Source organism: Cytobacillus kochii, assembly GCF_044790165.1.
GTDB classification, from domain to species: domain Bacteria; phylum Bacillota; class Bacilli; order Bacillales; family Cytobacillaceae; genus Cytobacillus; species Cytobacillus kochii.
Genome location: NZ_CP085254.1, coordinates 156,780 through 180,932, shown reverse-complemented (window position 1 = coordinate 180,932; position 24,153 = coordinate 156,780). Strand labels below are relative to the sequence as shown.

General features: G+C 36.4%; 44 protein-coding genes and 1 pseudogene. 9 read left to right on the top strand and 36 right to left on the bottom strand.

Annotated features, from left to right (window positions below; genetic code table 11):
- Position 1 precedes the first annotated feature (1 nt).
- From LG276_RS01040 to LG276_RS00970, 15 genes are all read right to left on the bottom strand, one after another.
- Positions 2 to 337, bottom strand: a complete 336-nt coding sequence (locus tag LG276_RS01040; RefSeq protein ID WP_404293190.1) for a putative minor capsid protein — start codon at positions 335 to 337, stop codon at positions 2 to 4.
- Positions 337 to 735, bottom strand: a complete 399-nt coding sequence (locus LG276_RS01035; protein ID WP_404293188.1) for a hypothetical protein — start codon at positions 733 to 735, stop codon at positions 337 to 339. The genes LG276_RS01040 and LG276_RS01035 overlap by 1 nt, the downstream gene beginning before the upstream one ends.
- A 27-nt stretch (positions 736 to 762) precedes the next feature.
- Positions 763 to 945, bottom strand: coding sequence for a hypothetical protein (locus LG276_RS01030; RefSeq protein WP_404293186.1), 183 nt, complete (start codon positions 943 to 945; stop codon positions 763 to 765).
- Between the two features lie 12 nt (positions 946 to 957).
- Complete coding sequence (locus LG276_RS01025; protein WP_404293184.1) at positions 958 to 1,950, bottom strand: major capsid protein; 993 nt, start codon at positions 1,948 to 1,950, stop codon at positions 958 to 960.
- Between the two features lie 16 nt (positions 1,951 to 1,966).
- A complete protein-coding gene (locus LG276_RS01020) occupies positions 1,967 to 2,590 on the bottom strand; it encodes a phage scaffolding protein (protein WP_404293182.1) in 624 nt (207 codons plus the stop codon).
- 118 nt (positions 2,591 to 2,708) lie between these two features.
- Entirely contained in the window at positions 2,709 to 3,320 is a 612-nt protein-coding gene (locus LG276_RS01015; RefSeq protein ID WP_404293180.1) for a hypothetical protein, read from the bottom strand.
- Between the two features lie 51 nt (positions 3,321 to 3,371).
- Positions 3,372 to 4,526 (bottom strand): phage minor capsid protein, encoded by a 1,155-nt coding sequence (locus LG276_RS01010; RefSeq protein WP_404293178.1) that lies wholly within the window; start codon positions 4,524 to 4,526, stop codon positions 3,372 to 3,374.
- Complete coding sequence (locus LG276_RS01005) at positions 4,523 to 6,082, bottom strand: phage portal protein (RefSeq protein ID WP_404293176.1); 1,560 nt, start codon at positions 6,080 to 6,082, stop codon at positions 4,523 to 4,525. Before LG276_RS01005 ends, LG276_RS01010 begins: the two co-directional genes overlap by 4 nt.
- An 11-nt stretch (positions 6,083 to 6,093) precedes the next feature.
- Complete coding sequence (locus LG276_RS01000; protein WP_404293174.1) at positions 6,094 to 7,452, bottom strand: PBSX family phage terminase large subunit; 1,359 nt, start codon at positions 7,450 to 7,452, stop codon at positions 6,094 to 6,096.
- Positions 7,445 to 8,173 (bottom strand): phage terminase small subunit, encoded by a 729-nt coding sequence (gene terS / locus LG276_RS00995; RefSeq protein WP_404293172.1) that lies wholly within the window; start codon positions 8,171 to 8,173, stop codon positions 7,445 to 7,447. Before terS ends, LG276_RS01000 begins: the two co-directional genes overlap by 8 nt.
- A gap of 64 nt (positions 8,174 to 8,237) precedes the next feature.
- Complete coding sequence (locus tag LG276_RS00990; RefSeq protein WP_341050573.1) at positions 8,238 to 8,486, bottom strand: hypothetical protein; 249 nt, start codon at positions 8,484 to 8,486, stop codon at positions 8,238 to 8,240.
- 70 nt (positions 8,487 to 8,556) lie between these two features.
- Positions 8,557 to 8,745 carry a hypothetical protein gene (locus LG276_RS00985; RefSeq protein WP_341050571.1) on the bottom strand — a complete coding sequence of 63 codons (189 nt, stop codon included), beginning with the start codon at positions 8,743 to 8,745 and terminating at the stop codon, positions 8,557 to 8,559.
- Between the two features lie 109 nt (positions 8,746 to 8,854).
- The gene (locus LG276_RS00980; RefSeq protein WP_157733841.1) at positions 8,855 to 8,998 is read right to left on the bottom strand and encodes a hypothetical protein; all 144 of its coding nucleotides are present in this window, start codon (positions 8,996 to 8,998) and stop codon (positions 8,855 to 8,857) included.
- A gap of 137 nt (positions 8,999 to 9,135) precedes the next feature.
- Positions 9,136 to 9,603, bottom strand: coding sequence for a sigma-70 family RNA polymerase sigma factor (locus LG276_RS00975; RefSeq protein ID WP_095371164.1), 468 nt, complete (start codon positions 9,601 to 9,603; stop codon positions 9,136 to 9,138).
- A 73-nt stretch (positions 9,604 to 9,676) separates the two neighbouring features.
- Positions 9,677 to 10,195: a hypothetical protein gene (locus tag LG276_RS00970; protein WP_322910554.1), complete on the bottom strand. Its 519-nt coding sequence runs from the start codon at positions 10,193 to 10,195 to the stop codon at positions 9,677 to 9,679.
- A gap of 282 nt (positions 10,196 to 10,477) precedes the next feature.
- Between LG276_RS00970 and LG276_RS00965 the strand changes: the two genes are divergently transcribed.
- The gene (locus tag LG276_RS00965; RefSeq protein ID WP_404293169.1) at positions 10,478 to 10,675 is read left to right on the top strand and encodes a hypothetical protein; all 198 of its coding nucleotides are present in this window, start codon (positions 10,478 to 10,480) and stop codon (positions 10,673 to 10,675) included.
- 38 nt (positions 10,676 to 10,713) lie between these two features.
- Here the strand turns inward: LG276_RS00965 and LG276_RS00960 are convergent, their stop codons facing one another.
- Positions 10,714 to 10,839 (bottom strand): hypothetical protein, encoded by a 126-nt coding sequence (locus LG276_RS00960; protein ID WP_404293167.1) that lies wholly within the window; start codon positions 10,837 to 10,839, stop codon positions 10,714 to 10,716.
- A gap of 85 nt (positions 10,840 to 10,924) precedes the next feature.
- Between LG276_RS00960 and LG276_RS00955 the strand changes: the two genes are divergently transcribed.
- Positions 10,925 to 11,074 (top strand): hypothetical protein, encoded by a 150-nt coding sequence (locus LG276_RS00955; protein ID WP_251163169.1) that lies wholly within the window; start codon positions 10,925 to 10,927, stop codon positions 11,072 to 11,074.
- A gap of 157 nt (positions 11,075 to 11,231) precedes the next feature.
- Positions 11,232 to 11,405, top strand: coding sequence for a hypothetical protein (locus tag LG276_RS00950; RefSeq protein WP_404293165.1), 174 nt, complete (start codon positions 11,232 to 11,234; stop codon positions 11,403 to 11,405).
- A gap of 45 nt (positions 11,406 to 11,450) precedes the next feature.
- On the opposite strand, the gene LG276_RS00945 is transcribed toward LG276_RS00950, so the two are convergent.
- Genes LG276_RS00945 through LG276_RS00935 form a run of 3 tightly spaced genes read right to left on the bottom strand, consistent with a single transcriptional unit; the run spans position 11,451 to position 12,185 of the window.
- Positions 11,451 to 11,642 (bottom strand): hypothetical protein, encoded by a 192-nt coding sequence (locus LG276_RS00945; protein WP_404293163.1) that lies wholly within the window; start codon positions 11,640 to 11,642, stop codon positions 11,451 to 11,453.
- Positions 11,643 to 11,693: 51 nt separating this feature from the next.
- Positions 11,694 to 11,960 carry a hypothetical protein gene (locus tag LG276_RS00940; protein WP_404293161.1) on the bottom strand — a complete coding sequence of 89 codons (267 nt, stop codon included), beginning with the start codon at positions 11,958 to 11,960 and terminating at the stop codon, positions 11,694 to 11,696.
- Between the two features lie 39 nt (positions 11,961 to 11,999).
- Entirely contained in the window at positions 12,000 to 12,185 is a 186-nt protein-coding gene (locus LG276_RS00935) for a hypothetical protein (RefSeq protein WP_404293159.1), read from the bottom strand.
- 268 nt (positions 12,186 to 12,453) lie between these two features.
- Here LG276_RS00935 and LG276_RS00930 point away from each other — a divergent pair, with 268 nt between their 5' ends.
- Together LG276_RS00930 and LG276_RS00925 are read left to right on the top strand one after the other, a co-directional pair.
- Positions 12,454 to 12,876, top strand: coding sequence for a hypothetical protein (locus LG276_RS00930; RefSeq protein WP_404293157.1), 423 nt, complete (start codon positions 12,454 to 12,456; stop codon positions 12,874 to 12,876).
- Between the two features lie 106 nt (positions 12,877 to 12,982).
- Positions 12,983 to 13,174, top strand: a complete 192-nt coding sequence (locus LG276_RS00925; protein WP_404293155.1) for a hypothetical protein — start codon at positions 12,983 to 12,985, stop codon at positions 13,172 to 13,174.
- Positions 13,175 to 13,216: 42 nt separating this feature from the next.
- Here the strand turns inward: LG276_RS00925 and LG276_RS00920 are convergent, their stop codons facing one another.
- The 16 genes and pseudogenes from LG276_RS00920 to LG276_RS00845 form a co-directional block, all read right to left on the bottom strand.
- Positions 13,217 to 13,399 (bottom strand): hypothetical protein, encoded by a 183-nt coding sequence (locus tag LG276_RS00920; protein WP_404293153.1) that lies wholly within the window; start codon positions 13,397 to 13,399, stop codon positions 13,217 to 13,219.
- A 5-nt stretch (positions 13,400 to 13,404) separates the two neighbouring features.
- Positions 13,405 to 13,776, bottom strand: a pseudogene (locus LG276_RS00915) (DUF1064 domain-containing protein); the annotation flags it as partial.
- Positions 13,776 to 14,264, bottom strand: coding sequence for a dUTP diphosphatase (locus LG276_RS00910; RefSeq protein WP_404293151.1), 489 nt, complete (start codon positions 14,262 to 14,264; stop codon positions 13,776 to 13,778). The pseudogene LG276_RS00915 and the gene LG276_RS00910, both read right to left, overlap by 1 nt.
- The gene (locus LG276_RS00905; protein WP_328199942.1) at positions 14,264 to 14,476 is read right to left on the bottom strand and encodes a hypothetical protein; all 213 of its coding nucleotides are present in this window, start codon (positions 14,474 to 14,476) and stop codon (positions 14,264 to 14,266) included. Before LG276_RS00905 ends, LG276_RS00910 begins: the two co-directional genes overlap by 1 nt.
- Before the next feature lie 88 nt (positions 14,477 to 14,564).
- Complete coding sequence (locus LG276_RS00900; RefSeq protein ID WP_322910562.1) at positions 14,565 to 14,807, bottom strand: hypothetical protein; 243 nt, start codon at positions 14,805 to 14,807, stop codon at positions 14,565 to 14,567.
- Complete coding sequence (locus LG276_RS00895) at positions 14,797 to 15,030, bottom strand: hypothetical protein (protein WP_404293148.1); 234 nt, start codon at positions 15,028 to 15,030, stop codon at positions 14,797 to 14,799. The genes LG276_RS00900 and LG276_RS00895 overlap by 11 nt, the downstream gene beginning before the upstream one ends.
- Positions 15,031 to 15,267: 237 nt before the next feature.
- Positions 15,268 to 15,471, bottom strand: coding sequence for a hypothetical protein (locus LG276_RS00890; protein ID WP_404293146.1), 204 nt, complete (start codon positions 15,469 to 15,471; stop codon positions 15,268 to 15,270).
- A 4-nt stretch (positions 15,472 to 15,475) separates the two neighbouring features.
- Positions 15,476 to 16,384 carry a DnaD domain protein gene (locus LG276_RS00885; RefSeq protein WP_404293144.1) on the bottom strand — a complete coding sequence of 303 codons (909 nt, stop codon included), beginning with the start codon at positions 16,382 to 16,384 and terminating at the stop codon, positions 15,476 to 15,478.
- Positions 16,385 to 16,398: 14 nt separating this feature from the next.
- Positions 16,399 to 16,560 (bottom strand): hypothetical protein, encoded by a 162-nt coding sequence (locus tag LG276_RS00880; protein WP_251166495.1) that lies wholly within the window; start codon positions 16,558 to 16,560, stop codon positions 16,399 to 16,401.
- The gene (locus LG276_RS00875; protein WP_404293142.1) at positions 16,553 to 17,374 is read right to left on the bottom strand and encodes a recombinase RecT; all 822 of its coding nucleotides are present in this window, start codon (positions 17,372 to 17,374) and stop codon (positions 16,553 to 16,555) included. The genes LG276_RS00880 and LG276_RS00875 overlap by 8 nt, the downstream gene beginning before the upstream one ends.
- A 12-nt stretch (positions 17,375 to 17,386) precedes the next feature.
- Positions 17,387 to 18,322 (bottom strand): YqaJ viral recombinase family protein, encoded by a 936-nt coding sequence (locus LG276_RS00870; protein WP_404293140.1) that lies wholly within the window; start codon positions 18,320 to 18,322, stop codon positions 17,387 to 17,389.
- 94 nt (positions 18,323 to 18,416) lie between these two features.
- On the bottom strand, positions 18,417 to 18,620 hold the full coding sequence (locus LG276_RS00865) for a YqaI family protein (protein ID WP_404293138.1): 204 nt from the start codon (positions 18,618 to 18,620) through the stop codon (positions 18,417 to 18,419).
- 395 nt (positions 18,621 to 19,015) lie between these two features.
- Positions 19,016 to 19,282: a helix-turn-helix domain-containing protein gene (locus LG276_RS00860; RefSeq protein WP_404293136.1), complete on the bottom strand. Its 267-nt coding sequence runs from the start codon at positions 19,280 to 19,282 to the stop codon at positions 19,016 to 19,018.
- Positions 19,283 to 19,489: 207 nt separating this feature from the next.
- Positions 19,490 to 20,302, bottom strand: coding sequence for a phage antirepressor KilAC domain-containing protein (locus LG276_RS00855; protein WP_095371185.1), 813 nt, complete (start codon positions 20,300 to 20,302; stop codon positions 19,490 to 19,492).
- Positions 20,303 to 20,620, bottom strand: coding sequence for a helix-turn-helix transcriptional regulator (locus tag LG276_RS00850; protein WP_404293134.1), 318 nt, complete (start codon positions 20,618 to 20,620; stop codon positions 20,303 to 20,305). It lies immediately after the preceding gene.
- Positions 20,621 to 20,651: 31 nt separating this feature from the next.
- Entirely contained in the window at positions 20,652 to 20,909 is a 258-nt protein-coding gene (locus LG276_RS00845; protein WP_340977192.1) for a helix-turn-helix transcriptional regulator, read from the bottom strand.
- A 160-nt stretch (positions 20,910 to 21,069) separates the two neighbouring features.
- On the opposite strand from LG276_RS00845, the gene LG276_RS00840 reads away from it, so the two are divergent.
- The 4 genes from LG276_RS00840 (at position 21,070) to LG276_RS00825 (ending at position 23,652) form a co-directional block, all read left to right on the top strand.
- The gene (locus tag LG276_RS00840) at positions 21,070 to 21,426 is read left to right on the top strand and encodes a helix-turn-helix transcriptional regulator (protein ID WP_340977190.1); all 357 of its coding nucleotides are present in this window, start codon (positions 21,070 to 21,072) and stop codon (positions 21,424 to 21,426) included.
- A gap of 164 nt (positions 21,427 to 21,590) precedes the next feature.
- Complete coding sequence (locus LG276_RS00835; RefSeq protein WP_404293131.1) at positions 21,591 to 21,929, top strand: hypothetical protein; 339 nt, start codon at positions 21,591 to 21,593, stop codon at positions 21,927 to 21,929.
- An 81-nt stretch (positions 21,930 to 22,010) separates the two neighbouring features.
- A complete protein-coding gene (locus LG276_RS00830) occupies positions 22,011 to 22,490 on the top strand; it encodes an ImmA/IrrE family metallo-endopeptidase (protein WP_404293129.1) in 480 nt (159 codons plus the stop codon).
- A gap of 22 nt (positions 22,491 to 22,512) precedes the next feature.
- Positions 22,513 to 23,652 (top strand): tyrosine-type recombinase/integrase, encoded by a 1,140-nt coding sequence (locus LG276_RS00825; protein ID WP_404293127.1) that lies wholly within the window; start codon positions 22,513 to 22,515, stop codon positions 23,650 to 23,652.
- Positions 23,653 to 23,740: 88 nt separating this feature from the next.
- On the opposite strand, the gene rpsI is transcribed toward LG276_RS00825, so the two are convergent.
- Positions 23,741 to 24,133 carry a 30S ribosomal protein S9 gene (rpsI, locus tag LG276_RS00820; RefSeq protein WP_095371191.1) on the bottom strand — a complete coding sequence of 131 codons (393 nt, stop codon included), beginning with the start codon at positions 24,131 to 24,133 and terminating at the stop codon, positions 23,741 to 23,743.
- Between the last annotated feature and the right edge of the window lie 20 nt (positions 24,134 to 24,153).

Here is a 24,153-nt window from a genome sequence, read left to right as displayed (position 1 = left end):
ATTAGACCACCTCCAATTCATAAGAATAAATAGTGGTGCTATATGCTTCGTAAATAGGAATAACCTTCGTGACAATATGATTTGTATCATCAAAATGAAGCACTGATTGAACTTTAAATTTAGGTATTGGAGTAGTCATGCCCTCATAACAAAAAACAACCGCATTATACAGTAATTGTTTACCAGAGGCACTTGAGCTATAAGTTGCTCCTCTGTCAATACGGCAGTGTTCAATGAGAATTGGATCAGCATATTCAGGCTCAGACCAATCATTCTCTCCGATGTACTCTTTATAATAAAAAGCATCGATTAAAAATTTTTGAGGTGGTTTAGGCATTACCATGTCATCACACCACTAAATAACAAGCCCGTCCCCTCAAGGTATATATAAACGTCCTCCGAGATTAAGGGCTTACTTTCGTTCGCTCCACTTGGATTATATCTACTTGCATTAGAAACGCTTGTACGCCCCGCTTGAAAGTTCTGGGGGGCATTATTTATTTCCTCGAATGTTGTAGCTCCAAGAACGTGGAAGTATTCAATTTGTGTACATAACGCTTGTTTAAATTTATTTACACGCCATGTATTATCCTTTTCGATGTTCACCCTTTGGTAAAAGTGATTAGTAACGTTATCCATAACGGCAGATGCTTTTGGAAGTAATTTATTGAAATTACTCTCATCAATATCACGATTACTCAGTTCCTTAAATTCCTCAAAAGTGAGATAAGCCATAATCTCCCTCCTAATAAAAGAAGGAGACTATTTGTCTCCCTCATTATCTTCTTTGTTATCTATACGTTCCAAAAACTCACCTTTGTGATTTTTTAAGTTTTCCGCAGCTTCATCAGCGCGCTTGACAGTCATTTCAATTTCTTGATCTTTTTTGTAAACTTCATCTGTTTTAATGTCTCTGAACGTTTGCAACACCTTGTATTTAGCCATGTTTTAGCCTCCTTAGCCTGCTGGTGTTTGTCGTACTGTATTGAATCGGAACTTTACGATACGTACAGCTTTTGGCTCATAAACGCGAGTCCAACGTGCTGCAGTATTAATTTCAGCGTTTGTCGGGAACACGTTGGCCACTCCGCCTTCATTCCACTTCACTCCACGTGGGTGCAGGATGAAAATTTTACGGTTGATAAGCGCTTCTTCACCAGAAAAAGCAAGTGGATTACGGCTTACTTCCGTTTGGATGATTCGTGGGTGCGATCCGTTACCTAATGCAATAGCACCTTGACCGAAAATGTACATTTCGGCTTGTCCCGTAGCTGTATCGTAGAACATAGAATCGTCTACAGTTACTTGTTTTCCGTTAAAGTAAGGAATTGGTTTGCCTTGTTGTGATTGCGGTACGTACTCAATTAAATCTTGTTTACGTAGTTCTGTTTCAACAGCAGAATGCATCATAACTCCAGTTAGTGATTCTTTTGCGTCACCCATCAACTGAGTAGCATCAAGAAATGTACTCATGTTGATTGTTCCAGCTGTTCCGTCACGACCTGTAATGTCATATACTTTACTGGACATAGAAGTGCTTTTGAATACTCCACCAAGCGTAGAAAGTAGTGTGCGCTGCATATCTCTTGCCCAATAAGCTGCAACTAGTAGAGCAATAGCATCCATTGGATCGTCACCAGAAAGCATTGCTGATAAACCATTCGCGCCCCAAGCATTAACACGAGCATGTTTGCGAGCCACATCATCGCTAGAAGTAATTTTCCCAACAGACATGTCGCCTTCATCTTTCATGATTTGAGATTCTTCATTCCCTAAATCATTCCAGAAAGGCATATTAATAAGGGTATTCGCCCCGCCTGCTAAGTTGTTGAATTCAGCATCATTGGCAATAATTCCGCTTTGCACTAATGTTGATAGTTCCATAGTTTTTTGAATTGTGTATGGAGTGAAAATCTCCGGTTGGATTACATCTTGTAAACGTGTAGTCATTTATATCATTCTCCTTTTATTTTCCGGCTTGTGCTTTTAACGCATTATATAAGTCCGGATTTTCTTTGTATAATTTACCTTGCTCCGTTAGATTCCAGCTTTCCTTGCTGAATGGGTTTACCCCACCAGTTCCACCTTGTGGATTTCCAGGAGCAACTATTGTTGGTGAATTTGGCTTTTGCTCTGTTTCAAATAAATAAGGATCACTTTCTTTGATGGTATTAATTTGAGCGTCTAATCCTAAAAGTTTGTCCCCATCCAATTTGATAGATTCCAAATCTAAGAGGGCTTTAGCCGCTTTGGGATTGCGTACTTTCGCTTCTGTAAGGGCGTCTTTTAAAGCATAATCAAAGGTTTGTTTCTGGAGTTTATCTTCATACTCCGTTTTTGTATTGTTGTTTTCTTCTTGGAGTTCTTGGATTTTTTGTTGTAATGCTTCTGCATCAACTTTTTTTAATTCTTCAAGCTGATCATCACGACTGGTAATTTGCTCTTTTAAATTCTTGATATCCTCAAGCTTGTCATTAAACTTATCTTTCGGAATCCAATTACCATCAGAGACAACAGCTAATTTGTTTTCCCCTGCTTTCTCCATGACCTGCTTATAAAGTTCTTCTCCTAATAACTCTTGTATATCCATTACTATCAATCTCCTTATTAATGTTTTTTAGCGTGTCACACCTCACGCTTAAGGATGCGCTTAGTTTTACCCCAAGCCTTTAAAATGGGCATAATAAAAAGACCTTTTAATGTCATGTCTAGGACAGGTCTTTTTGAAGTTGTTTAATTAACTCTTCTTGCTTTTGAATAAATTTTTTGTGAAAAAAATCAATCCTTGGAGGTATTTCAAGTGCTGAATATGTGTATCCTTCTAAATTCTGTTTAGAAACGTAATCTAATGTTTTATAAATTGTCTCACGGAATTCTCTACATTGTTCAATATCACTTCTCGAAAAAGTGCAGATTTTCATTACTGATTCTAAAAGAAGTAAATCACTGGATAATTTGATTATTATTGTAGACATCATCTGCTTATTGGAAATTGAATTATTGTTACGTTCTTCCCCTTTTTCTTTTAGGTCAATATCTAACTTTAGAGATGATTGAAGAGCTGTCAAATCATCTGGTAATCGTCTTAGAAACTCCAAAGACTTTCTACATTCACCAATTTGGATTCTTGTTAACTCCATACCTTTTTCATGTTTAACAATCTCTTGACGTTGCTTTTCTTGATGCTTTTCAGATGCCTTAACTTGATGCTTGGCAATTAAAAATGCAAAAATACCGCCAACTAAAGCCCCCAATATGGTTCCCCAGAAATTTTGACTCTCTAAAAGACTAGCACCCCATTGTATAATAGTAAAATTCACTTTTTTCCCTCCTTACAATTCATCGTAAAGGAGAATAAAAGATAAAGCTATTTATTTATAAGTAAAATCTTCCATAATATTCGACAAAGGAGTGTACACTTTCTCTCTTTTATAATTTCTTCTGAGATAGTCATCGTTTGTATTAAGATGCTCCCTCATCGCCGTCTGCCTTCTCCTCACCATCATTCGCCAATAATCAGCTTTATCACTACCTAATTCCTTAGCAATCATAAGATTCTTTTTATACTTAACTATTTCTCTCTCAATTCTGCGTTGGGTATCTCTGGCTAGAGCGACGCGAGCATTTAGATCAGCATCGTAATGAGGTTGATTATTGGTATTTACACCTGGAATAAAAGGAATATGCAAATGCTTGCAATTGACGCCCCTGTGACCGCCTGCTGTTCCGTAATCAGCACCCCAAGAAGGGTCGTATATTGATTTATACTCACTATCCTTAGGTATTTCACTAGGCATCCTTAAATCAACAACATTCCCCTGAATGGCAGAGCATTGTTTCCTTGCTCCTACATGACTAGTAACAACCACTGTATAAACGCCATATTCGCTCATACGCTGTGTTCTCAATTCATTATAGGTATTTCCTAGCGTAGACTTTAAAACTGTTCTTACGTACCCTTCGAGGCTCCATGTATTATTGCCTCTGTCTGTTAGAGTAGTACGGATTCCTTTTTGAGCTAAATCAGTTATTGCTCTTTCGAGAGATTCTTCGAAAGTATAAATTCCTGTATTAAACATTGCAGCAGTTTGGTTTAATACATTTTGATAAGCAATTTGTGCAGTTCCTATACCAAAATTTGTTGTAATGAGTGTTTGATTAACATAGTTCTCAATATCTCCCCAAGCTTGCTCATAATAAGCCTGCATAATCATATCCAAATTACTCGACATAGGCTTAGACGGAGCAGTCATACTCTTATCAATGTCTTTTATGATGCCCTCACCAGCATCTTCAAACATACGTTTAATTTCCTTCTCAGAAACATCTGTAACCACAGAAAGAAGAGATATAACCTCGTTATTGAACAACCTTAATTCATATAGTTTCTTAGCTTGCCAATCAGTAATATCCCTAGAACCGTCTTTCAAATGCTTAATAAGCAACCGAATGATTTCACCTTCAAGACTGTTGTACAATTCAGCCATGTTACTGGACCACAAATCTAATTGATGTGGTGTAATCATTCATCATCACCTGTGTACTGCGTTTCTCTGCGGCGATTAATGTTTGCTGGCTCAGTTCCTAATTGATCTGCATTAATTTCTTTTATCCATTGCTCAGCTGTCTCTTTAGGTACTTTGAAAACACGCTGAATAATTTCTGCTGTTGGTATTAAACCAAACGTTTTAGCTTTACCGTAGAAGGTGAGTAAGGCGTCTCTATCCTGGAATACTCCGTCATCAAAATCGACACCAATATGTTCAAGCGTGGGGATTTCTCCATCAAACAGGCTTTTACCATTCCAGGTAGTCGCTTTGGCAAGTTCAAGAACGGATACAATCAACCCTTTAATAAATTGCTCCACTTCGTAAACGTGATCGTTTCTAGTGCGGTAGGTTAAATCATTTTCGCTGACAACCTCAGTAGCTGTTTTCATGCTTCGACCATCAAAACTAAATGTCCCTACAGAAAGTTTTAATTCCATTTCTAACGTTCTGAGCGATTGATTGATAGCTGATATATATTGGTCGGTCCTAATATCACTAGTGACATCTTTGACCGGGTCCTTACCATCCCCCATATGAATGGATTTATAAACATTGACATCTGGGTCGAATACTTGGATAGGAGGTCTACCACTTTCATCTGGCAATGTACTTAACATTGCATCATTAACAAACACTGTTCGCTGTCCCATCTTGATTTCCCACCAAAATTGATCATATGTGTCATTAATCTTTTTTAACGTAGTAACTGCATTATCTGCAATCCCTAATCCTAACGGGCTGTGGGGGTTTATGTTATTAAAACCAGAAGGTTTGAGATAATTAAACAAAGGCCTGGATAGCCCTGATATTTCTGCTTGTTCTTGTAATCCATTGTAAACTTCATCAAGTGGCACTCTCTTGCCAATTTCATTTGGACTTTCAGACTTATAAAGTTCATTAGTGATTACATACAATCCATTCTTCCACTCATGAAATTCAAGTAATGTATAATAAATAATTTTATTACCTTCAATTTTGGTAGTAACTGATTTCATCACACCTTCCGATATACCATTACTGTTATTTCGTAACGGGTAAAAGGCATTGGCCAACGCCCAAGAAAATTCAATATTACCAGTTTCAGTGTCTACATAAGGTCTTACTGTTAACCCACCAAGCGCCAGCATAGGTTCCAAGTAATCAGCTAGATTTTTCTTAAATTTATTATGTTCAAATACATGCTTAATGAATTCATGTGCTGATTTAAAGCTATTTTCCTTCTTTTCCTCGTCTTTTCTATCGGAAACAGTAACTTCGCATTGCTCATTAAAAATCAATCCTGCAAGTACATCGGCGCTTAATTTCCTCATGTTTAGTGGCATATAATCCCGCTTTTTCAAAAGGCCCTGCGAGTTGAAATACTCCACTTGTGGATATTCATTTGCATATTGCTTCATATTACGCTCAATACGAGCCAATTCTTTCGGATCAATATTGATTTTAGGATGATCGTTAATTGATTTCAGGTTCTTCCCAGCCAAAGCATAACCTCCCCTCTTAAACAGACTTTTGACACGATCAATAATCCTCAATCTACCACCTCCTACACCTTCAAACGCAAGTCTCTAGCATTTGAAACACAAAAATATTGAAAATCATCACAAGTATGGTCATCTTCCTTCACCACTTGCGGATTATCAGTGTTCTGTGTCTTCTCTATCCATTGATACTTTTTATGTTCTTCTATAAATATATCGTTGCTGTCACAGTTCGGTAGATTAGTAGGTAATGGATTTACAAGATAATAAAAACGACCTTGCGCTAACAGGTCGTGAACGTAATCTACCATATCTACTTTTTTAAGCTTGTTAACTGGGTTCCAATGTTGCCCATGATCTTTTAAATATTGATTTCGCAAAGCTCCTTCAGCACTATCAATTGTACGATTCCTAATCCTCGCTCCTGTATAGGGTGCTTGAGTAGATGTAGCCATAATAAATTGGAATATATCCTTTGATAGATCACTAGGAGCCTTTTTATTCACTTGACCAGCTGGACTGTAATAGTAACCATTTAATCTAATCACCTTACCCCTTGCAGTTAGTCCATAACATCCACAGGAAGTTGCAGAAACGCTATGTCCAGTGTCCATTGAGTAAAATAGAGCAATAACCCTATCGTCATCTGGCAACTGCTCTAACGGCTTAAACAGACTCATATTGTACACATTGGTTCCGAGTCCTACAGGTTCACCAAGGTACAAATACCGATAATAATCGTAGTCGTTATTCTTTATCCTTTCGATATCCTGTAGCATCTGCTCAGTAACAAAACCTAACTCATCATTCTTGTAACTCGAATCATGTACAAGGGAGTTATCTTCACCAATCATACTGTCAGACCATTCATTGATCCAGCTGTACGGATTACGTGGTGGATTGTATGACCAAAAGAAACGAACCATATCAACTAAAGGATGTTTTTGCCGCATAAATGTTGTATTCGTCTGGTCAAATTCCTCAGCATTTGCAAACTCTGCTGCTTCTTCATACCAAACACCAATAATGTTTCCAATATCGTTTGATTTTAGTTTCTGGAAGTCATCCTGCCCATAAAAATAAAACGTAGAACCTGTACTTTTATGGGTCAATTTTAAAGGTGCAACACTATCCTTAAAATCACCTGTTTTCCCAACAGAGAAACCAAATTTACGTAAAGCCCATTGAATTTTTAAGAAAACACTATCTCGTAACGATGTTCCAACCTTTCGAATAACAACGACATTCGCTTTTTCGCCTTTTCTCAAGAGTTTCATCATCATATAAACGAGCATTAAAACAATGACAGATGATTTAAAGGAGTTACGGCCGCCTCTTAATATGTTATATGGCTTCTTAGTGGTCCAGACACTCTTAAAATGAGGATTAACCTCTTTCTGAATATCAATCGTTGGCTTACTCATTGTCATCACTCCATCTATCTACAACGGTGATGGATGGTGTAGTGTCGTTTTTGCTATCGTTAGAGATTTTCTCAATCTCTGCTTTAGTCTTATCAACAGTTAACTGCATCTGCTCCAGTTTAAGCCTTCTCTCGTCATCTTCATGAGTCATATCTAGGAACTGCTTAATAAGTGATCGTAACTCACTCATCGCTCTAGACTGGGCATTTATAAATGTTGCATGACGGTCCCAAGCAAATTGATATTCCCATTCGTGTTCTTCTGCAAAATCGGAATCCTTTTTCTTTTTGAGCACTTTTATGATCTCGTCTTTATCCTCTACATACATTATCTTTTGCGCTCTTATGATAGCAGTATATTGAATCTGTATCTGGTCATAAATCAAATCAGCAGGTGAACGTTCTTCCATTTGCTCCATGATTTCTAATGTCTCAGCAGGAAGGAACTTGGAGAAAAATCCGTGTTTCTCTGCTGCCTTGTTCCGTTTCGTGAATTGGTTTTGAGGATTGGGATTTCCACTTCTTTTTCTTGTTGCATCTTTTGTTAATTGGGTTGCAACCTTCTTCTTTTGGGTTGCATCCTTTTTAGTGGGATCTCTCGACCATCCTTCACGGCTTTTTCTGCTCTTCAAAGTACCAATTTTTATATCATGCTTATCAGCAAGCGCCTTTAATGTAATTTTTGATGTCTCAAATTCTTTCCTTATTTCCTCCCAATTCATTACATGGCACCTACCTCCTGTCTTTTTTTACAAAGAAAAAAGACCTCGATTTGAGGTCTAAATTTTATTCTATCTCTTCTTCAATTAATACATGGATGTGAGCGTCATATGTTGAGTCTGCCTCATGGATGAATACGTTTTTCACCTCAAAAACCCCTGCAACACTATTCAAAGGGCGCTTTATTGGATCAGGTTTATACTTTACATCAATATAATCCCCGACCCTCGGAATTATTGGCAAATTAAAACTTTGCCCATTCACAGTATCCTTCGGTGAATTTGAAGCATACACCTTAACTTTAAAACCACTCATTTTTATTCTCCCTTTCTAGTTGCATCTGAACAAAACGTAAATCCTCCTGATAATAAAATTAATTACCCACCTACTTTATTCCCCATTGTCTGCCACCGCCTCCTGGATCAATTAAACAAGAAATCCAAGCTAGCCAATCACTTCCTGGTTTCGGGTTCCTTTTCCATCCTCCACCACCTGGGTCTTGGTGATGTCCACCTCGTGGAGGGTCAGAATGGTGTCCTCCTGGCTTAGGGTCTCTTAAGATAGTATTGAGCATCATATACCTCCACAACCTGGGTCAATATGATGACCTCCTACACCTAGATCTGAATGATAGCCGCCACCACCTGGGTCCTTCTTAATTCTTCCTCCACCTGGATCTTTTCTCATTTCAAAAGCCCCCTTCGTTTTTTAATAGGAATGGAATAACACACATCACAAACGCCATCATTGTCATGGTACTCATTATAATCTGTGATTACTGCCTCACATTTAGAACAAATCCACAATCCTTGTTTCACCTGCTCCATATGCAATCCTCCCCTTTTTATAACATAATTCGCCATAAAACGGGGTAAATCCTCCTATAAAATCACCGAAAGGTGAGCAACGCACAAAAATAGAGGAAGCAGCTTGTTTAACTGCCTCCCCTGTCCTGCCTTCCATTTTAGCATGCCGATTTTTCGTGTTTCAACAAATGCACAAAGTGGCTTTTTTGGCTCAAATGGTTCAATATGGTTTCTTTGGCTTTTTTGACCTGATTTCTAGATATACACAAATGATAAGATATCTCTCGGAATGACATGCCATCTAGGATACAATCATAAATGACTTTATCGCGTTCATCTTCCAATAATTCGGCAGCAAACTCAATAACATATACTTTCTCTCTAAGTCGCTCTAGCCTGTTATATAAACGTTCTTCACGTAAATCCATGTTATTTAACTCCGCTTGGCTTTTTCCAGAGCTTCCTTTTGGCAAAGTTGCCTCTATCCCATATTGAGCAACACCCCAACTTTTCATAGGTGTAGAATATCCAAATAGTACTTTTTCAAGGCGCTCCACTTCTTTTTTCATCCAATGATAATCTTTTAACAACGATTCGATTCTTTTAATGCTGGCAGCTTCTTTCATACAGGAACCCCCTATGTTAAAATATAATTGGGTGCCGGGGATTCCTGGTCATGTCTCTGCATTGCAGGGACTTTTAATTTGCAAAAGGGAGAAGTTTTTTTCTTCCTTCTTTAGCTGCTAGCGAAGCATCTTCTACAGTTCTGTGATAACCGAAATAATAAACCTTCCCTCTATATTTGACAGTAGCTCTCCATTTTTTCTTATCTTTATCCCAAGTGACGCCTCTAGCACCAGATGTGTTATTTTTTTGAACCCTTGTATTTTGGTTGTTTTCGGACAAGGTTACTATTCTCAAATTATTTCTTTTATTGTTTAAAGTGTTCCTGTCTACGTGGTCCACAAATCTATCTGTTGGTGCGTCCATAATATATCTATGCATGCCGATCAAAGCAGGTTTCCCCTCTTTGTTTTTTGTGTTGCCCATCACATAATAGGATTCTGTCTTTTTGTTGTAATTTACAAACCAACTACCTGGGAAACTATCTACTTTTTCCAGATCAGAAGTATCAATAAATGTGTTGAACACATCACCGTTTCTACGTTTTATGAAGATGACGGTAGTCTCGCCAAGTGTCTCATATCTATTCTTCATTTAATCAACCCCTCTATATGAGCTATTTTCTTCTTTTGTTAAATTATTTATTTTTCATGCATACTTTTATTAATTATGGATAAATTATTATTGGGTAAGGAATTAAAAATCTTCCGCAGTGCCTACTTAGGTATATTTTCTTACCCACTTCCATAATATGGTCACACGATTAGAGAGAGCTTGGATGGGCTCTTTCTTTTCATAGTAAACTATCTCTATCTTTTGTTTACTTGAAACCTTTTTATAAGTAAATCGTAACTATTTATTAAGAGGTGATAAAAAATGAATCCATTAGACAAAAAATGTACTCAATGTGGAGGAACATCATTTGCCCAAGGAAGTGACTACATAAATATCCGACCATTAGATAAAAAGTTTACAATTGGTTCTGAAAAAATTTATACTTTCTGCTTAGATTGTGGAGAAGTGCTATCTATTAAAATTTCGAATCCAAACAAATTAAATTTTCAGCGCCTTTAATGGTGCTTTTTTATTCAACTCCTCCTACCTTTTGTTTCTTAATCATCATCTTCAACTAGAATTTTTGCTGCTTCCCATTCTGCGCCACATGATGAACAAACCCTATCGCCTTCCACTGTAGTTGGAAAAAATCCACCATCACAATATCGACATTCCCAATGCATCCTCTTTCCCTCCTAATCAACTAATTATCCTTCGTATAAATTCTTCTTATTTAGAAAAGATAAATTTAGAAGGAGGTGTAACTTTATGTTAAAAAATGATTCTGTATTAGGACTTGGTGTATTAGCTGTCCTTCTAACAACAATATATACTGCAATATTAGCTTCCCAATTAACGGCTACAAAAAACAAAGTTGATTACCTGTACTATAAAGGCAAATTAAGTAATACAGAATAAACACTAATTAGTTGTTCTAAAAGCCTTCTTTATACAAAAGTAGGCTTTCTATATTGTCCTACTCCTTTCAATTGCTAAACTGATCTACCTTTTGTTTACAAAAAAACCATTTGATATTAGGATTGTTATTGTTAAATATTTCTTGGTGGTGTTACATATGGAATTTTTTAAACTTTTATCATTCTCAATGCTAGGTGCACTAACTGGATCATTACTTTATTACATTTTTTCTGGTAATAACTTTGACTGGAAATCTTTAGTTGCCATTCTTATAGGTGTATTAGTAGGTAATTTTCTCGCCTATAAAACTAAAAAGAAAGACAATAATTAATTAACGTTTCTATCATTTTGTTTCGTAATCTTCTCAGAATTTTCATTAAGTGTTGGGGTGAGTCATAGACTTAATCTTTGTTAATCTCATTAAACCTAGGCGAAAATCTAACCAATCATCATGAGGATTATGGTTATTAAAGTAGTCTGTAACATCTATTTCGTAATTTTCACCCTTAATTGTTATAACTGCATACAACTTTCCCTCATTGTGAAATAACTTGAATTCCTCATCCAAAACTATCATCCTTCCCTACTGCACACTTTTATCGACTGCGAAACTCCCTGCTTATCGTGTTTCTTTTCTGTGTCCACACGCTTCTTTGTAACTCCAGTAACCCGGACACTCCTCAGTGTTAGGTTTCATTTTAATTTCAGCTAAACTTTCTGAAACGCATTGCAGCGCTGCTTCACTGGCATAATATTTATCTTTAAAATTTGGATTCCAAAGATTCCAATAACATTCTTTGCAATTACAGGTTAAGTCTTGACCTTCTTGAATATCTTCCATCTTTGCAAATAGTTCATCAAACTCAGATAGTGGTTTAATCATCATTTGCATCCTTCCTAATCAACTTATTTATCAAGCTATGCATTAAATATTGTGTTTTTCGCAAGTATCAATTTCCCAATATTCGTATGGACTGTATCCATAATTATCTGTCTTCCATGCTTCCAAAACACTGTCACAGTCAGCGTTGTTTGGTCTGTTCACGTCATCTTTAACGGTTACGACAATAGGGTCTTCACCTTCAATTAACACAAAAAATGTTCTATCCATAATAACTCTCCTTCTTTCGTTTTTTAGGTCAAATATGAAAGACCTTGCTTATTTTATTTCTCCTGTACCTTTGCATATTGGGCATTTAACTGTTTCTCCTTTGGAAATTGAAACAATTATAGAACCTTGCCCTAAGCATTCTTCACAATAGGTTTTCATCTTTCTTCCTCCTTAATAAACGTTTTTACTCTTTTGTTTCATGCTTATTGATAATTTCTTACTGATTTACAAATGATAATAAAATCAATAACCATAAAGGGTGTATATTTTGAAGAAACTTTCTTGTCTTTATATTTCAGCGTTGCTGATATTTTCATTAGTACAAGTTGAAGCAAAAGCTGAGACAAATACCGAAATCATTCCGCAAGATCAACCACCATCTATCATGGAGTTAGCATTCTTAAGAAGTCTTGGAGAAACCATCATCAAGGCTATGGATGAAAAGGGTGATCAACAACTCTATACCTCTGCGCGAATTGAAAGGATATCTAGGAACATCGAGAATGACTCATTCGATATTGAATTAAGAGTGGTTGGTTATGAAGGACCAATAAACCCTCCCTATAAACTAATACGGATTACCCTTCGAATACCTGGAGAAAGCAACTCTAACTACGAAATAAAGGCATATTCAAGCAAATTCATTTCAGTCAAAGAATTTTATAAACTAAGCAAAAATACAGGCTATTAGTGATTAAACTAACTAAACTTAATAATTCTTGTGTATCAGATTTCTTGAATCTTTTTACAACTCTTTACGTAAATAAAGTAAATACATTAATAATTGAGGTGCTTCTATGTCTAATCAAGAATGTAAATCCTGTGGCGGAACTGACTTTACCAAAGGAAAGCTAGATGGATATGCAAAGTTAAAAGCCACAAACAGTATCTTTGGAATTAAATCGTCTAATTTGGTTTTTACTTTTTGTAAAAAATGTGGTGAAGTTTTATCAACTAAGGTTGAGTCTCCACACCTTTTCACAGATTGAGCAAATAAAGCTCAATCTTTTTTTATGAAACATAATACAAAATCAGTAATCTAACCCTCTCACCTCATAAGCGCCGGCACTGGGGAAAATAACCCCATGCCGTTTACTATATGGATTTTCATTTCTAATCTGCTGCTTCGATACGCCTTCCTCGTAGATGACAACAACCTGGAGCTTTTCTCGATCAAGGCTAACTGCATTCGTTTCTACGATTCTTCTAGCCATTAACTTACCTCCACGAATCCCCTATCTCGGTCATATTTTAGTAATTTAATAGAATCCATGTATTGACGCTCGAAGAGTTTTCTTTTTATTGAAAATTCTTTGGTGATTGTTCCTTTTATATCAATGATCTCGATTGTTCCGTCTAATTTTTCTACTTCAAAATCCGCAACATATTCAATCTTTCTGTAGGTCTTTCCGTTCTTCTTAAAGCCCTCTTGGAGAAGGTATCTCGGTTGCATCTTAAACCCTTTAATCTGTTTAGCTTGCAGCAACCATTTTAATTGGCCGTAATACATTGCTTCTGCTTTACTATCAAACTTATGTCCATCGACAACTTGCTTATGGTTGCCGTACTTGTTGTATTTTCTTGCTCCCATCAATAACCCTCGCTTTGTCTCTCGTGGTTAATGACATCTTTCACATAGAATGCTTCTTCGATTTGTTCAAAGGAGAAGCCAATCATTTCACCAAGACCGATATATTCAGAGAGTAGTTCGATAAAGGTAATTGAACTCTTCGTCTTATCCAACTTAGATACGAGAGCGAAGATGTATCTGAACTGGGTTGCTATCGGCCGCTTCTTATCTGCTCCGGACAACAAGTAAATCATGTCAAAATCCTCAAAGAATATTTCGTGACCGATATCCAGAATGAAATGAAGTCCGTCAGCATATTCGATTAACGCGTCTTGTAGGTTGTTCTCTTTGTGTGCCCAAAACTTGAATGCTTCCGGAAGTTCATTAGCACATTCCCCTAGCTCCACTTGAAGAGCCAGAATAAGTTCTCCAAAACGGTCATTACCTTTATAATCAATTCTGTTTCTAAATGCCTTTTGCGCCTCGTACATTGCGATTAAATCTAACATTAACCTTCCACCCTTCTTAATTTAGCCATCCAAACTGACGAATAATTATGTCCAGCAAATACATGACGATTGTAGCTATCACGATCAAATGTCTTACCTTGTTTTGAGAACTCAGTTAGAGGAAAAATGATTTCGCATCCTCTTTTCACATGGTCCTGAATTGCCTTTTCAGCTTCATATTTCCTTGCACGTCGAATGATTATATCTTGCATAGGTTTCCTCCTATTAATCTCATTAAGAGCTTCTAAGGCTAATTCTGTGTGTCGTGATATGTAATATAGCTGCCCTAGAGTCGCTTTTCTAAAATCCAAGGGTAAGTCCCCCATTTCTTTTGAAGACCATATCCTCTTTTGCTAAATGGATGAGAGCTAATAACACTTCGTCTGGATCTCTATTAAAACTACTAGCAATCAACCTAACGTCTTTTCCAACTTTCCACTGACGAGCGACTTCTTCTAGCTCCAACTCATCCCATAAAAAATCCAAATCCTCTAAAACAATGATTCTTTTTTGTCTTTGTTTTGTTGCGTTTTTAAGAACCATTACTCTCACCTGCTTCAAAATACTTCTCACCGATTGCCTTGCGAATCCGCTCCAAGGTTTTCGGTCCTATACCTGGCGTTTTTTCTAACTCAAGAAATTTTTCGCGGAAAAATGATGTTGTCTTAGCAATACCTTTCAGTTCTCCCATATCCTCACCTAACGCAAAGCCCTCAGTTCTGCCTTGTTCATAAGCTTTCTGAATAACGGGGTTACGTTTCTTCATGACGACATGTACTTCTCTGCATAGCATTTTCTACATGGTCCATCGATAAAGTATCCGTTAGGTTTCTTACACTCTGGACAAACCTTAGCCATGGTATGCCATTGATATCCGCACTTTGTATCATCACATTCCATTAACACTAATTTTCCTGCCGGAGCTAGTAGGTATCCTTGTGTGCTACATTGCGGACATTTTAAAACTGGTTTAATATTTTGAATGGTCATTTCATATTCCTCCTTAGAACCAAGCATTAATGCTGGTCTCTGAATCTATTTCTCTGAATGAAGCAAGTACATATTCATATTTCAAATCCTCATAATCTAGTTCATCTAATGGAAGCCCTTCTTGACTGACTGTGACGTTTAATGCTCTAAGCTTTCCAAGAATAAAATCACGTTTTAACTTCTTTTGCATTACAGCAGCTTTATAAAGGTTTCCCATTCCTTCAACTCCCCGAATTTTTTCGTAACTCCATTAAGCGCTCAAATTCGCTCATCTGTTCACCGTCATTGACTGGTGGTTGATCACTAGGCTGTGGTTTAGTTTGTTGCTCATTCTCTTCAAACCAATCTGGCAGCATTTCTGTACGTATAACGCCTTTGCCTTTACGAGCGAAAGGTTTCACTTTAGAGTTATTAAATTTCTCTCGCTCATAAGCTCGTACTCTATCGATATCCATTAGGTTGTTGCTATGCCATTCTTTAAGGAGAAACTCCACAAAGTTAAAGTAACGTTTGTTTTTGTTGTCAGCTAATTTAATAGCTGCATTTACTATTTCTTGATTACCTTTAAAATCATCAACCCACTGATAAAGAGAGTTCATCTGAATTGGTGATAATCTGCAAAGAAGATACTCGAACAATTGGACCGGATTTTCTGGCGCTGTAGTAGTGGTAGTTTTTTCTTTAACATTATTATCTTTATTAACATTCTTATTATTGTTCTCACTGCGTTCCATCCCTGTTCCAAGTGCGTTCTCACTGCGTTCCAAGTTACTGTTTTTATAATGCTCAAATCCTTGGTATTGCTCGTAATTAATTACTGTAAATAGTGTTCCAAGTTCGGTCTCTTCGATTTTCAATCGATTTTCTTTAACTAACGAATCAACCTTCCTTTTTATGACTGACAGAGAGTATTGTTTAACACTTCTATTTTCTACATACTCAAGATCATCCCTGAGATTTCGATACGACCTTAAGAATTGACCTCTCTTCAGATGCATTCCAGCAACCGTTGTTCCTTCTTTAGAAAAAACTGCATTTCCGTATATATAGAAGAAGATTCTAAATTTAGGTATATCGTTCCAAATAGGGTTTTCAAAAATCTCTCTGCTTGTCTGGAATGCACCTTTCATTTATTTTCCTCCTATTACCTATTAATCTCACAAACCGCAAATCGCTTAGTGATTCGTTTTACGGTATAATCCGGGTACTTTCGCATATAATTTAGTACAAGCATTTTCAACTGTTCTTTGTCCTGTGCCTGCTCGAAAATCCAAGCAGGCAGGACTACATTTGTTTGGTTATTCATCGATGATTATGTCATCCTTTTGATCATCGTTTCCTTCATCAATTGTGTAATCAGTAATGTCGATTACATCGCTCATATCCTCTGAAAATTCATTCTTAATAGTAGAATCTGCCTCAACAGACTTTTGTAATTCGATTGATTTAGGAGCGTATTTAAGGACTTCCTTTAATACTGTCTTTTTAGCCATAGCTTCATAGTTTGTTTTCCATGGACTGGTCCAACCTTTTTGTACTGCTTGACTGAACTTTTGGGCATGTCTATCGATGCGTTCCCTCGTCCAATAGACAAAGTCATATCCTCCGTTTTGAAGATGATAAACTGCGTAATATCCAATCGGATCTCCTTCTGGTATAGTTGCCGGTTTGTGGATTAAATCTTTTGTTAAGCCATACTGGAACTCAAATTCATCGTTTGAATATACTTCATGAGCATATATAGCTTTATACTGTCCGCTTCTTACAGCTAGATCGATTAAACCTTTATAACCAAGTTGAAATTGAACCTGTTTACCGTAAGGGATAAGGTATGCTTGCCCTAACCCTGTATTTGGCTCGACTCCTAATTGCGCCGACTGCATGATTGCGGCCAAGAAGGAAGTTTGATCACAATCAAGTAATTTTGGTGTTGTTCTCACTGCTGTTAAGGCAATTCGAGCAATCCTATCTGCATTCATGTGTTTTGGTAAAGCTCTTTGAATTTCTGGACCCATTCTTTTTAAAAGTGCGTTTAAGGTATTTTCAGGAGATACCTGTTTTTGTACGCTCGTATTAGATTTTTTAGCTAATTGATTTTTAACATCTGCATTCGTAGCCACTTGTAACCCTCCTTATTTAATAGAAAATCTTCTAGAGATAGATTGCTTAGTGAACTTGTTATAAAGCTCAGGGTATTCTTTGGAGAAACGCTTGCTATCAAAACGATTAGAAGTGACAGTTTTCCAAGTAATCAACTTATCCCTTGCAACAGCTTTCTCATGCTCCCCCATTACCGACTTAATCTTGTTCTCGTATTCTTTTTTCTGTGTTTCTAGTTGTTTAATTTCAATATTTACTTGCTCTAATGCATCTACAAATGTGTTGGTATCAGGTGATAAAGATATCTCGCTTTCTGGTACTGACTCAGGATATAAATCTTTGAGTAGATCCACTGATGCATCTGAACCATCAAATTCTGGTGGTATCTCTTTTAATACATGGTCATTCCAAAAAGTTGATTCTATATCAATCAAGTATTCAATTAATTCCTCGTCTCTCTCGACTTTCTTATAGATAAACTTATTTCCACCAATAAGGACTGCTATATACCAATTTTTATATCCTGTGACAGCCATATAATGTTGGCACTGTAACAAGTAAGATGCAGGAATCTCTTCATCCTTCCATTGATCTCTCAAATATTCGGAAGCAGTCTTACATTCAAGACCAGTCTTTTCTCCAACGACTAAGCGATCTACATTCGCTAACATAAACGGATGTTTTGGATGTTTTAGAATCGCATTGCGCTTCCTTACTTTCAAGCCAGTTCTTTTAGAAAACTCTTGAGCGACTATTTCCTCAAGCATGTTACCCCAATATGCAGCTTCGCTTGTTGTATCTTCTTCAGGCGACTGCCCCAGCTTATCTAAGTAAACTCCAACTGGAGACTTCCACTTATTTAATCCAGCAATAGAAGCAGCATCAGAGCCACCTATTCCATTTCTACGGGCTTGAAGCCATTTCTCATGTGACATATCAGTAGTCAGCGTTAACACTTGAGCTTGCATTTGATATCCTCCCTTTACCGTTATCAAAGCTTTGTGCTAAAATAACTTTAAATATTGTTGATTTATCGGCTCCTGTTGCTGCAGGAGTCTTTTTTTATGCACTTTTAAACTCAAAGCCAAGCACCTCGCATAAATACCGTTGAAGATTACCCTCCAAGATAATCTCGCCGTCATATTCAACTATTTCATCACCTTCGAGAATTTCCTCTCCAAAGTAGTCAATCCCGGCATGTTCTGGCTGTGCAATCAAATTCGGATAGCCTGTCCTTCGTAACTGCGTAACCTCAGGATGCTCCATCAATCAACCCTCCTTTAGATTTGTGAATTTGACACACCAGTCAATTTTCACGCCATCCTCTTGGAGTCTCTTAATCAATGCTTCAAGCGTGATTTTCTTACTCAAATGGCTCACTCCTTTCTGTTCGATTTTAAAGATCATGGCGCTTTATTCGCACCGTGCAGAGCCAAAGTAAGGGGATGGGGTGTGATTGGTAGATAATACTTTGACCCTGCACGGTGGGAACAAAAGTTCTTGTTCCCTCACCGTATGAATGGTATAATTAAGTTGGTTATTTCATATGAGTCGTTGAGTAGTGAGCCTGGCCGTTCACTGCTCTTTTTTGTTTTTACTATTTAAATCTCCAAACATAACTCCTAAGAAAAATGAGATAAACGTAAACATGATTGTAAGAATCACCATATCCATCTACTAAAACCTCCTACTAACATCGTTAATATTTGTGTTAACGAAGCGATATCTACACCGCATAACATAGCTGCTAATGCTTCAGGTGCATTCGTCACTTGCCCCCATCTAACTGCATCAGATAATTTCAATTCCATTTTGTTGTTTTCTACTTTTGATATTGTTGTTCTTGGCATTAGCATTTTTTCAGCCATTTCCTCTTGCGAATAGCCTTTGATAACCCTCAATTTCTTAAGAAAAGAACCATAATGCATCTTCTATCCTCCTTCTGTTCCAAGTTAGAACAATTTGTTCGGTTTTCTAGTTGTCATGTTCCGATTTATGTACTGCTAGATTTCTAGTTTTCGAATAAAATATATTTATGAAGAACACATCCGGTTTTCGCCTGGCAGCTTCACCGGATGGTTTCTGATTCAAGAAACTTTTCGAGGCGGTATGTAGCGATGAATGGTTGGCCCCATTCATCGTTTACTACCACTAACTAACTTAAGCTGTTTATCTACTTGGATATCCATTACTGGATAAATCTTTTTTGCTTTTAGAATGTTGTAGATAAAGAGCCTTCCTTTTTGTGTCCATTGCGTATTCATGACTACTTTTGTCGTTCCATCACTTCTCAGCACATCAGTGGTTTTGGATTTCGTATATCCTTCTGACTTGTACTTGGTGTATAAAATCCACTGGCCATTGATCTTGTACTGGATACCTGATTCATGAAGAATCTTATTGAACTTCTGAGCTGACATTCCGTAATCAGCAGCAATTTGAGTGATCGTGACGGAATCTGTAGACGAAAGAATTTGATCTAAGTAAGTAATTTTGGGTTCGTACTCCGCTACACGTTGACCTAACATAAGATTCTCTGCATGTAGTTGCTCTCTCTCCTCTTCTTTTTCGATGAGCATAAGGAGTGCTTCTTTATATGTTGATGGGAGTTTGAAAGGTTGTTTAAGTTGCTGTTCCATCTTTTCAAATTGAATTACGTAGGTTGCTGTGAACAATACTCCTTTTTCACCAGTCATTTTATTGGCTACCATGTCGCAACCTTTTCGTGTAAGTAAATAGCAATCATAGGTTTTGTTGTTTCCGTTAGTTTTGTATGTGCTTGGGATGAAGAAATGCTGAGAATCCAATTCTGGATTTTCATCTAGGATTCTTTTGTAGACCTGGATATCTCTCATAAGGTGTGCGTGACTCTTACCAGTCATATCAGCGACTTCACGACTATCGACTAATAACTGACCGTTTTGATTGATAATTTGCAAATTGTTCATTTACATGGCCTCCTTGGAATAATAGTTTGTGTTTTGTTTAACCCAATTAGAATTTTCCTCTATCCATTTATAGACTTGGTCTCTTGGAAACCTAGCTTTTATTTGAGTAGATCGTGGAAACTCAGGGTTAGCAGTCATTTTTAAAACTGTAGGATATTTAATTTGAAACATTTCTTGTAAATCACTTAATGTCAAAAGCTCAGGTCTTGAAAATTGCTTTCTTCCGTCAGCTACACCCTGCTCGTATGCTTTGCGAAAAAAGGTTTCTAAATGTAAGTTGAGTAGTTTATCTTCGATTTCCCGAAGAGTGTGCGACATGATATCCCTCCCATCTTTTCAATTAATGTTTCTAAATTGCTTGTTTCGAATTATTTGCCATTTTGGTAATTTTAACATCAAAAAAAAGATTATCTACATTTTCATTGAATATGCTTGCTACTTTCGCCAAAGTTTCAGCCGGGAATTTACCTCTTCCAGTTTCTAAATAATAATAACCATTGACACTTTCATATCCTAATAGTTTGGCCATTTCACTTAAAGAAAGATTTGCTTTTTTCCTTAATGATTTAATCTTTTCTAAATCGACTTTTTTAATTACCTTTTCCACCATATGTCACCTCCGTATTTGCCAATTTGGTAACTTTAATTGTATTTTATATTACCATTTTGGAAATGTCAATTATATTTTTACCTTTTTGGCAAAATTATTTTTTACCATTTTGGTAAATGGTAGAATAATGCTATAAAACAATAGAAGGAAGAAGACGATGAATATATTAGGTAGTCGTATAAAATATTTAAGAAATAAAAATAACTATTCACAAAAAAGAGTAGCTGATGCATTAGGAATTTCTAATGTGCAACTTTCTAGATATGAATCAGGGGATAGAAAACCAGATCCTGAAATGATAAAATCTTTTGCTGAGTTTTTTGACGTAACCACAGATTTTCTCCTTGGTCATGAAACAGAAAGTAACGAGCTAGAATATTACAAGAATAAAATCGTTAAAGAATTTCCTGATGTCGACTTGATGTTTAAGGATATGGAATCATTAACAGTTGAAGATATGAAAGAAGTGTATGAATATATAAAATTTAAACTAAGTCAAAAAGATAATGTTTAAAAAGGGGTATTATATTGAAAAAAACGATATTCATTTTGTTATTATCTATATTACTAACAGGTTGTTCGTCAAATGAATCAACAAATAATATATCCGATTCAGATGAAGAAAATACACATACAGAGAAACATACTGAAATACTTGAATCTGGAGTAATGTATTATATGACACTAATCATTTCGAAGTATTCATCGGTTGACACTTTAGCAACCACTAAAGAGGAAGAGCAGAAAATATTAAACGAAGCATTAACTGATGTTAATATAGCAGTGAATGAAATGCAACATGAATACGACTCTGAAATACCTGCAATTAAAGAATTAAATGAATTAGCCGATGCAGTAATATATGCAATCAATGATCTATTAGAAGGTAATTACAATACTAAACTAGAGAATAGCGAAAAAGTAGGCAATTATATTGGGGAAATCTCGCGTAATTACCTTGATGGAGAGTTACCATCTGTCATAAAATCTATGACTGGTCTTGAAAATGCTAATTAAAAATTAAAGGTGTACATATATTTGTGCACCCTATATTTTGCCTAAAAAGAGAACATACATTCCTATAATGGAGGTCATTATTTGTATTCACACCTTGAAGATTTCATTTATGAACTATACACATCTATTGGAGTGGAGAAACCAGAAGATTTAGATATGAATAAAATTGCAAAAAATATAGGGATTAAACTTGTTTATAAAATGAGACCTTTTAGATTAAATAATGAAATAGTTTTAGTTAGAGGAACAAAACAAGAAGAGTGGATGTTATTCGGACATGAGGTAACACATTATATAAGGCATTGTGGAAATCAATTGAATATGCACCCCTTATTTAGAGATTTGCAAGAATTTCAAGCAAATCACTTCGCTTATCACTTTTGCGTACCAACCTTTATGCTAGAGGAAATAAAGAATGTAACGGCTAATGAAATTATGAATAAATTTAATGTGGACTTTGATTTCGCTTTAAGGAGATTAGAAATGTTTCAAAATAAATTATATTTCCAGAGTGGTTACTATATTAAAAAAAGAAATAAAGTAGCTGTAGCAACAAAATAAAGATATGGAAAGGGTGATTATTATGGCCTCCTACCAAAAATATAAAACTAAGCAAGGCGATAAGTGGATGTTCAAATTAATTATTGGAATTGATCCAGGGACCGGAAAAAAAGTAATGACTACACGCAGAGGATTCAAGACAAAAAAAGAAGCCCAAGCAGCTTACATGAAACTTAAGCAGGAAATTGATTCTGGCCTTCTCTCTAAGCAAGCTCTATTGTTTGAAGATATATTTAAGGAATGGTGGGATATTCACTCAAAAACAATAAAGCCGAGCACGAAATACAGCAAATTATCTAAGTTTGATAAGCATATACTACCAAGATTCGGAAAGCTAAAAATAAAAGAAATTACAAAAGGATATTGTCAAAAAGTAATAAATGAAATAGCTGATGAAATAAATTCTGTAAATGATATCAGGATTCAGGCAAATTTAGTTTTTAAATATGCTGTTAAAATGGACTATATTCTAAAAAACCCAATGGAGTATGTAACAATCCCTAAGAAAGAAGAAACGTTTTTAGCTGCTAAAGAAGAAAGGAATTACTGGACAAAAAATGAGGTCAAGGAATTCTTAAAATTAGCAAAAAAGCATATGTCTATGCAATACTTTATGATGTTCTATTTGCTAATATATACGGGCATGAGGAAAGGTGAGCTGGTCGCTCTGACATGGGATGATATAGACCTTAAAGAACAAACAATAAATATTAATAAAACTATGTTCTTTGAAAAAGGGAAAGAAATTGTACAAACAGCTAAAAAGTACGCATCAAACAGAGCGATTGACATAGATAGCCATACAACAAAGCTATTAACAAGTTGGAAGGTTAAGCAGAAAGAATTGTTGCTTGCGGACGGAATCAACAAGAAGCCTTCACATATTCTCTTAAGAGGCGATTTACGACCTATAAGGTTAGCGTATCCGAATGAACTATTAAATAACTTCATAACGATCTATGACCTACATAGTATTACTATTCATGGATTGAGACACACACATGCCTCAATGTTATTTGAAGCTGGCGCAAGCATTAAAGAAGTACAAGCTAGGTTGGGCCATAAAGACATTCAAACAACAATGAATGTATATACTCATGTCTCAAAAACAATGTCTCAAAAAACCGCTGAAAACTTCCTTAAATTTATGGAATTAGAATAAATTAGGTCAAAATTAGGTCAAAAGCTATTTTTCTCATCAAAAAAGACCCTTGAACAAAACTGTTCGAGGGTCTTGAAACGTTGGTATATTAACGTTTTGAGAACTGAGGTGCACGACGAGCGCCTTTAAGACCGTATTTTTTACGTTCTTTCATACGAGCGTCACGTGTTAATAGTCCAGCGCGTTTTAGTGTTGGACGGTATTCTGGATCAGCTAGAAGTAACGCACGAGCGATACCGTGGCGGATTGCGCCAGCTTGACCAGTGTATCCACCACCTTTAACATTTACAAGAATGTCGTAGCTTCCTACTGTTTCAGTAGCTACTAGTGGTTGTTTAACAACTTCACGTAAAGCTGCAAACGGGATATATTCATTGATTTCACGACCATTGATAACGATTTTACCGTCGCCAGGGACTAAACGTACGCGAGCTACTGAGCTCTTACGGCGACCAGTACCAGTATATTGAACCTGTGCCAAGTTAATAACCTCCCCTAATT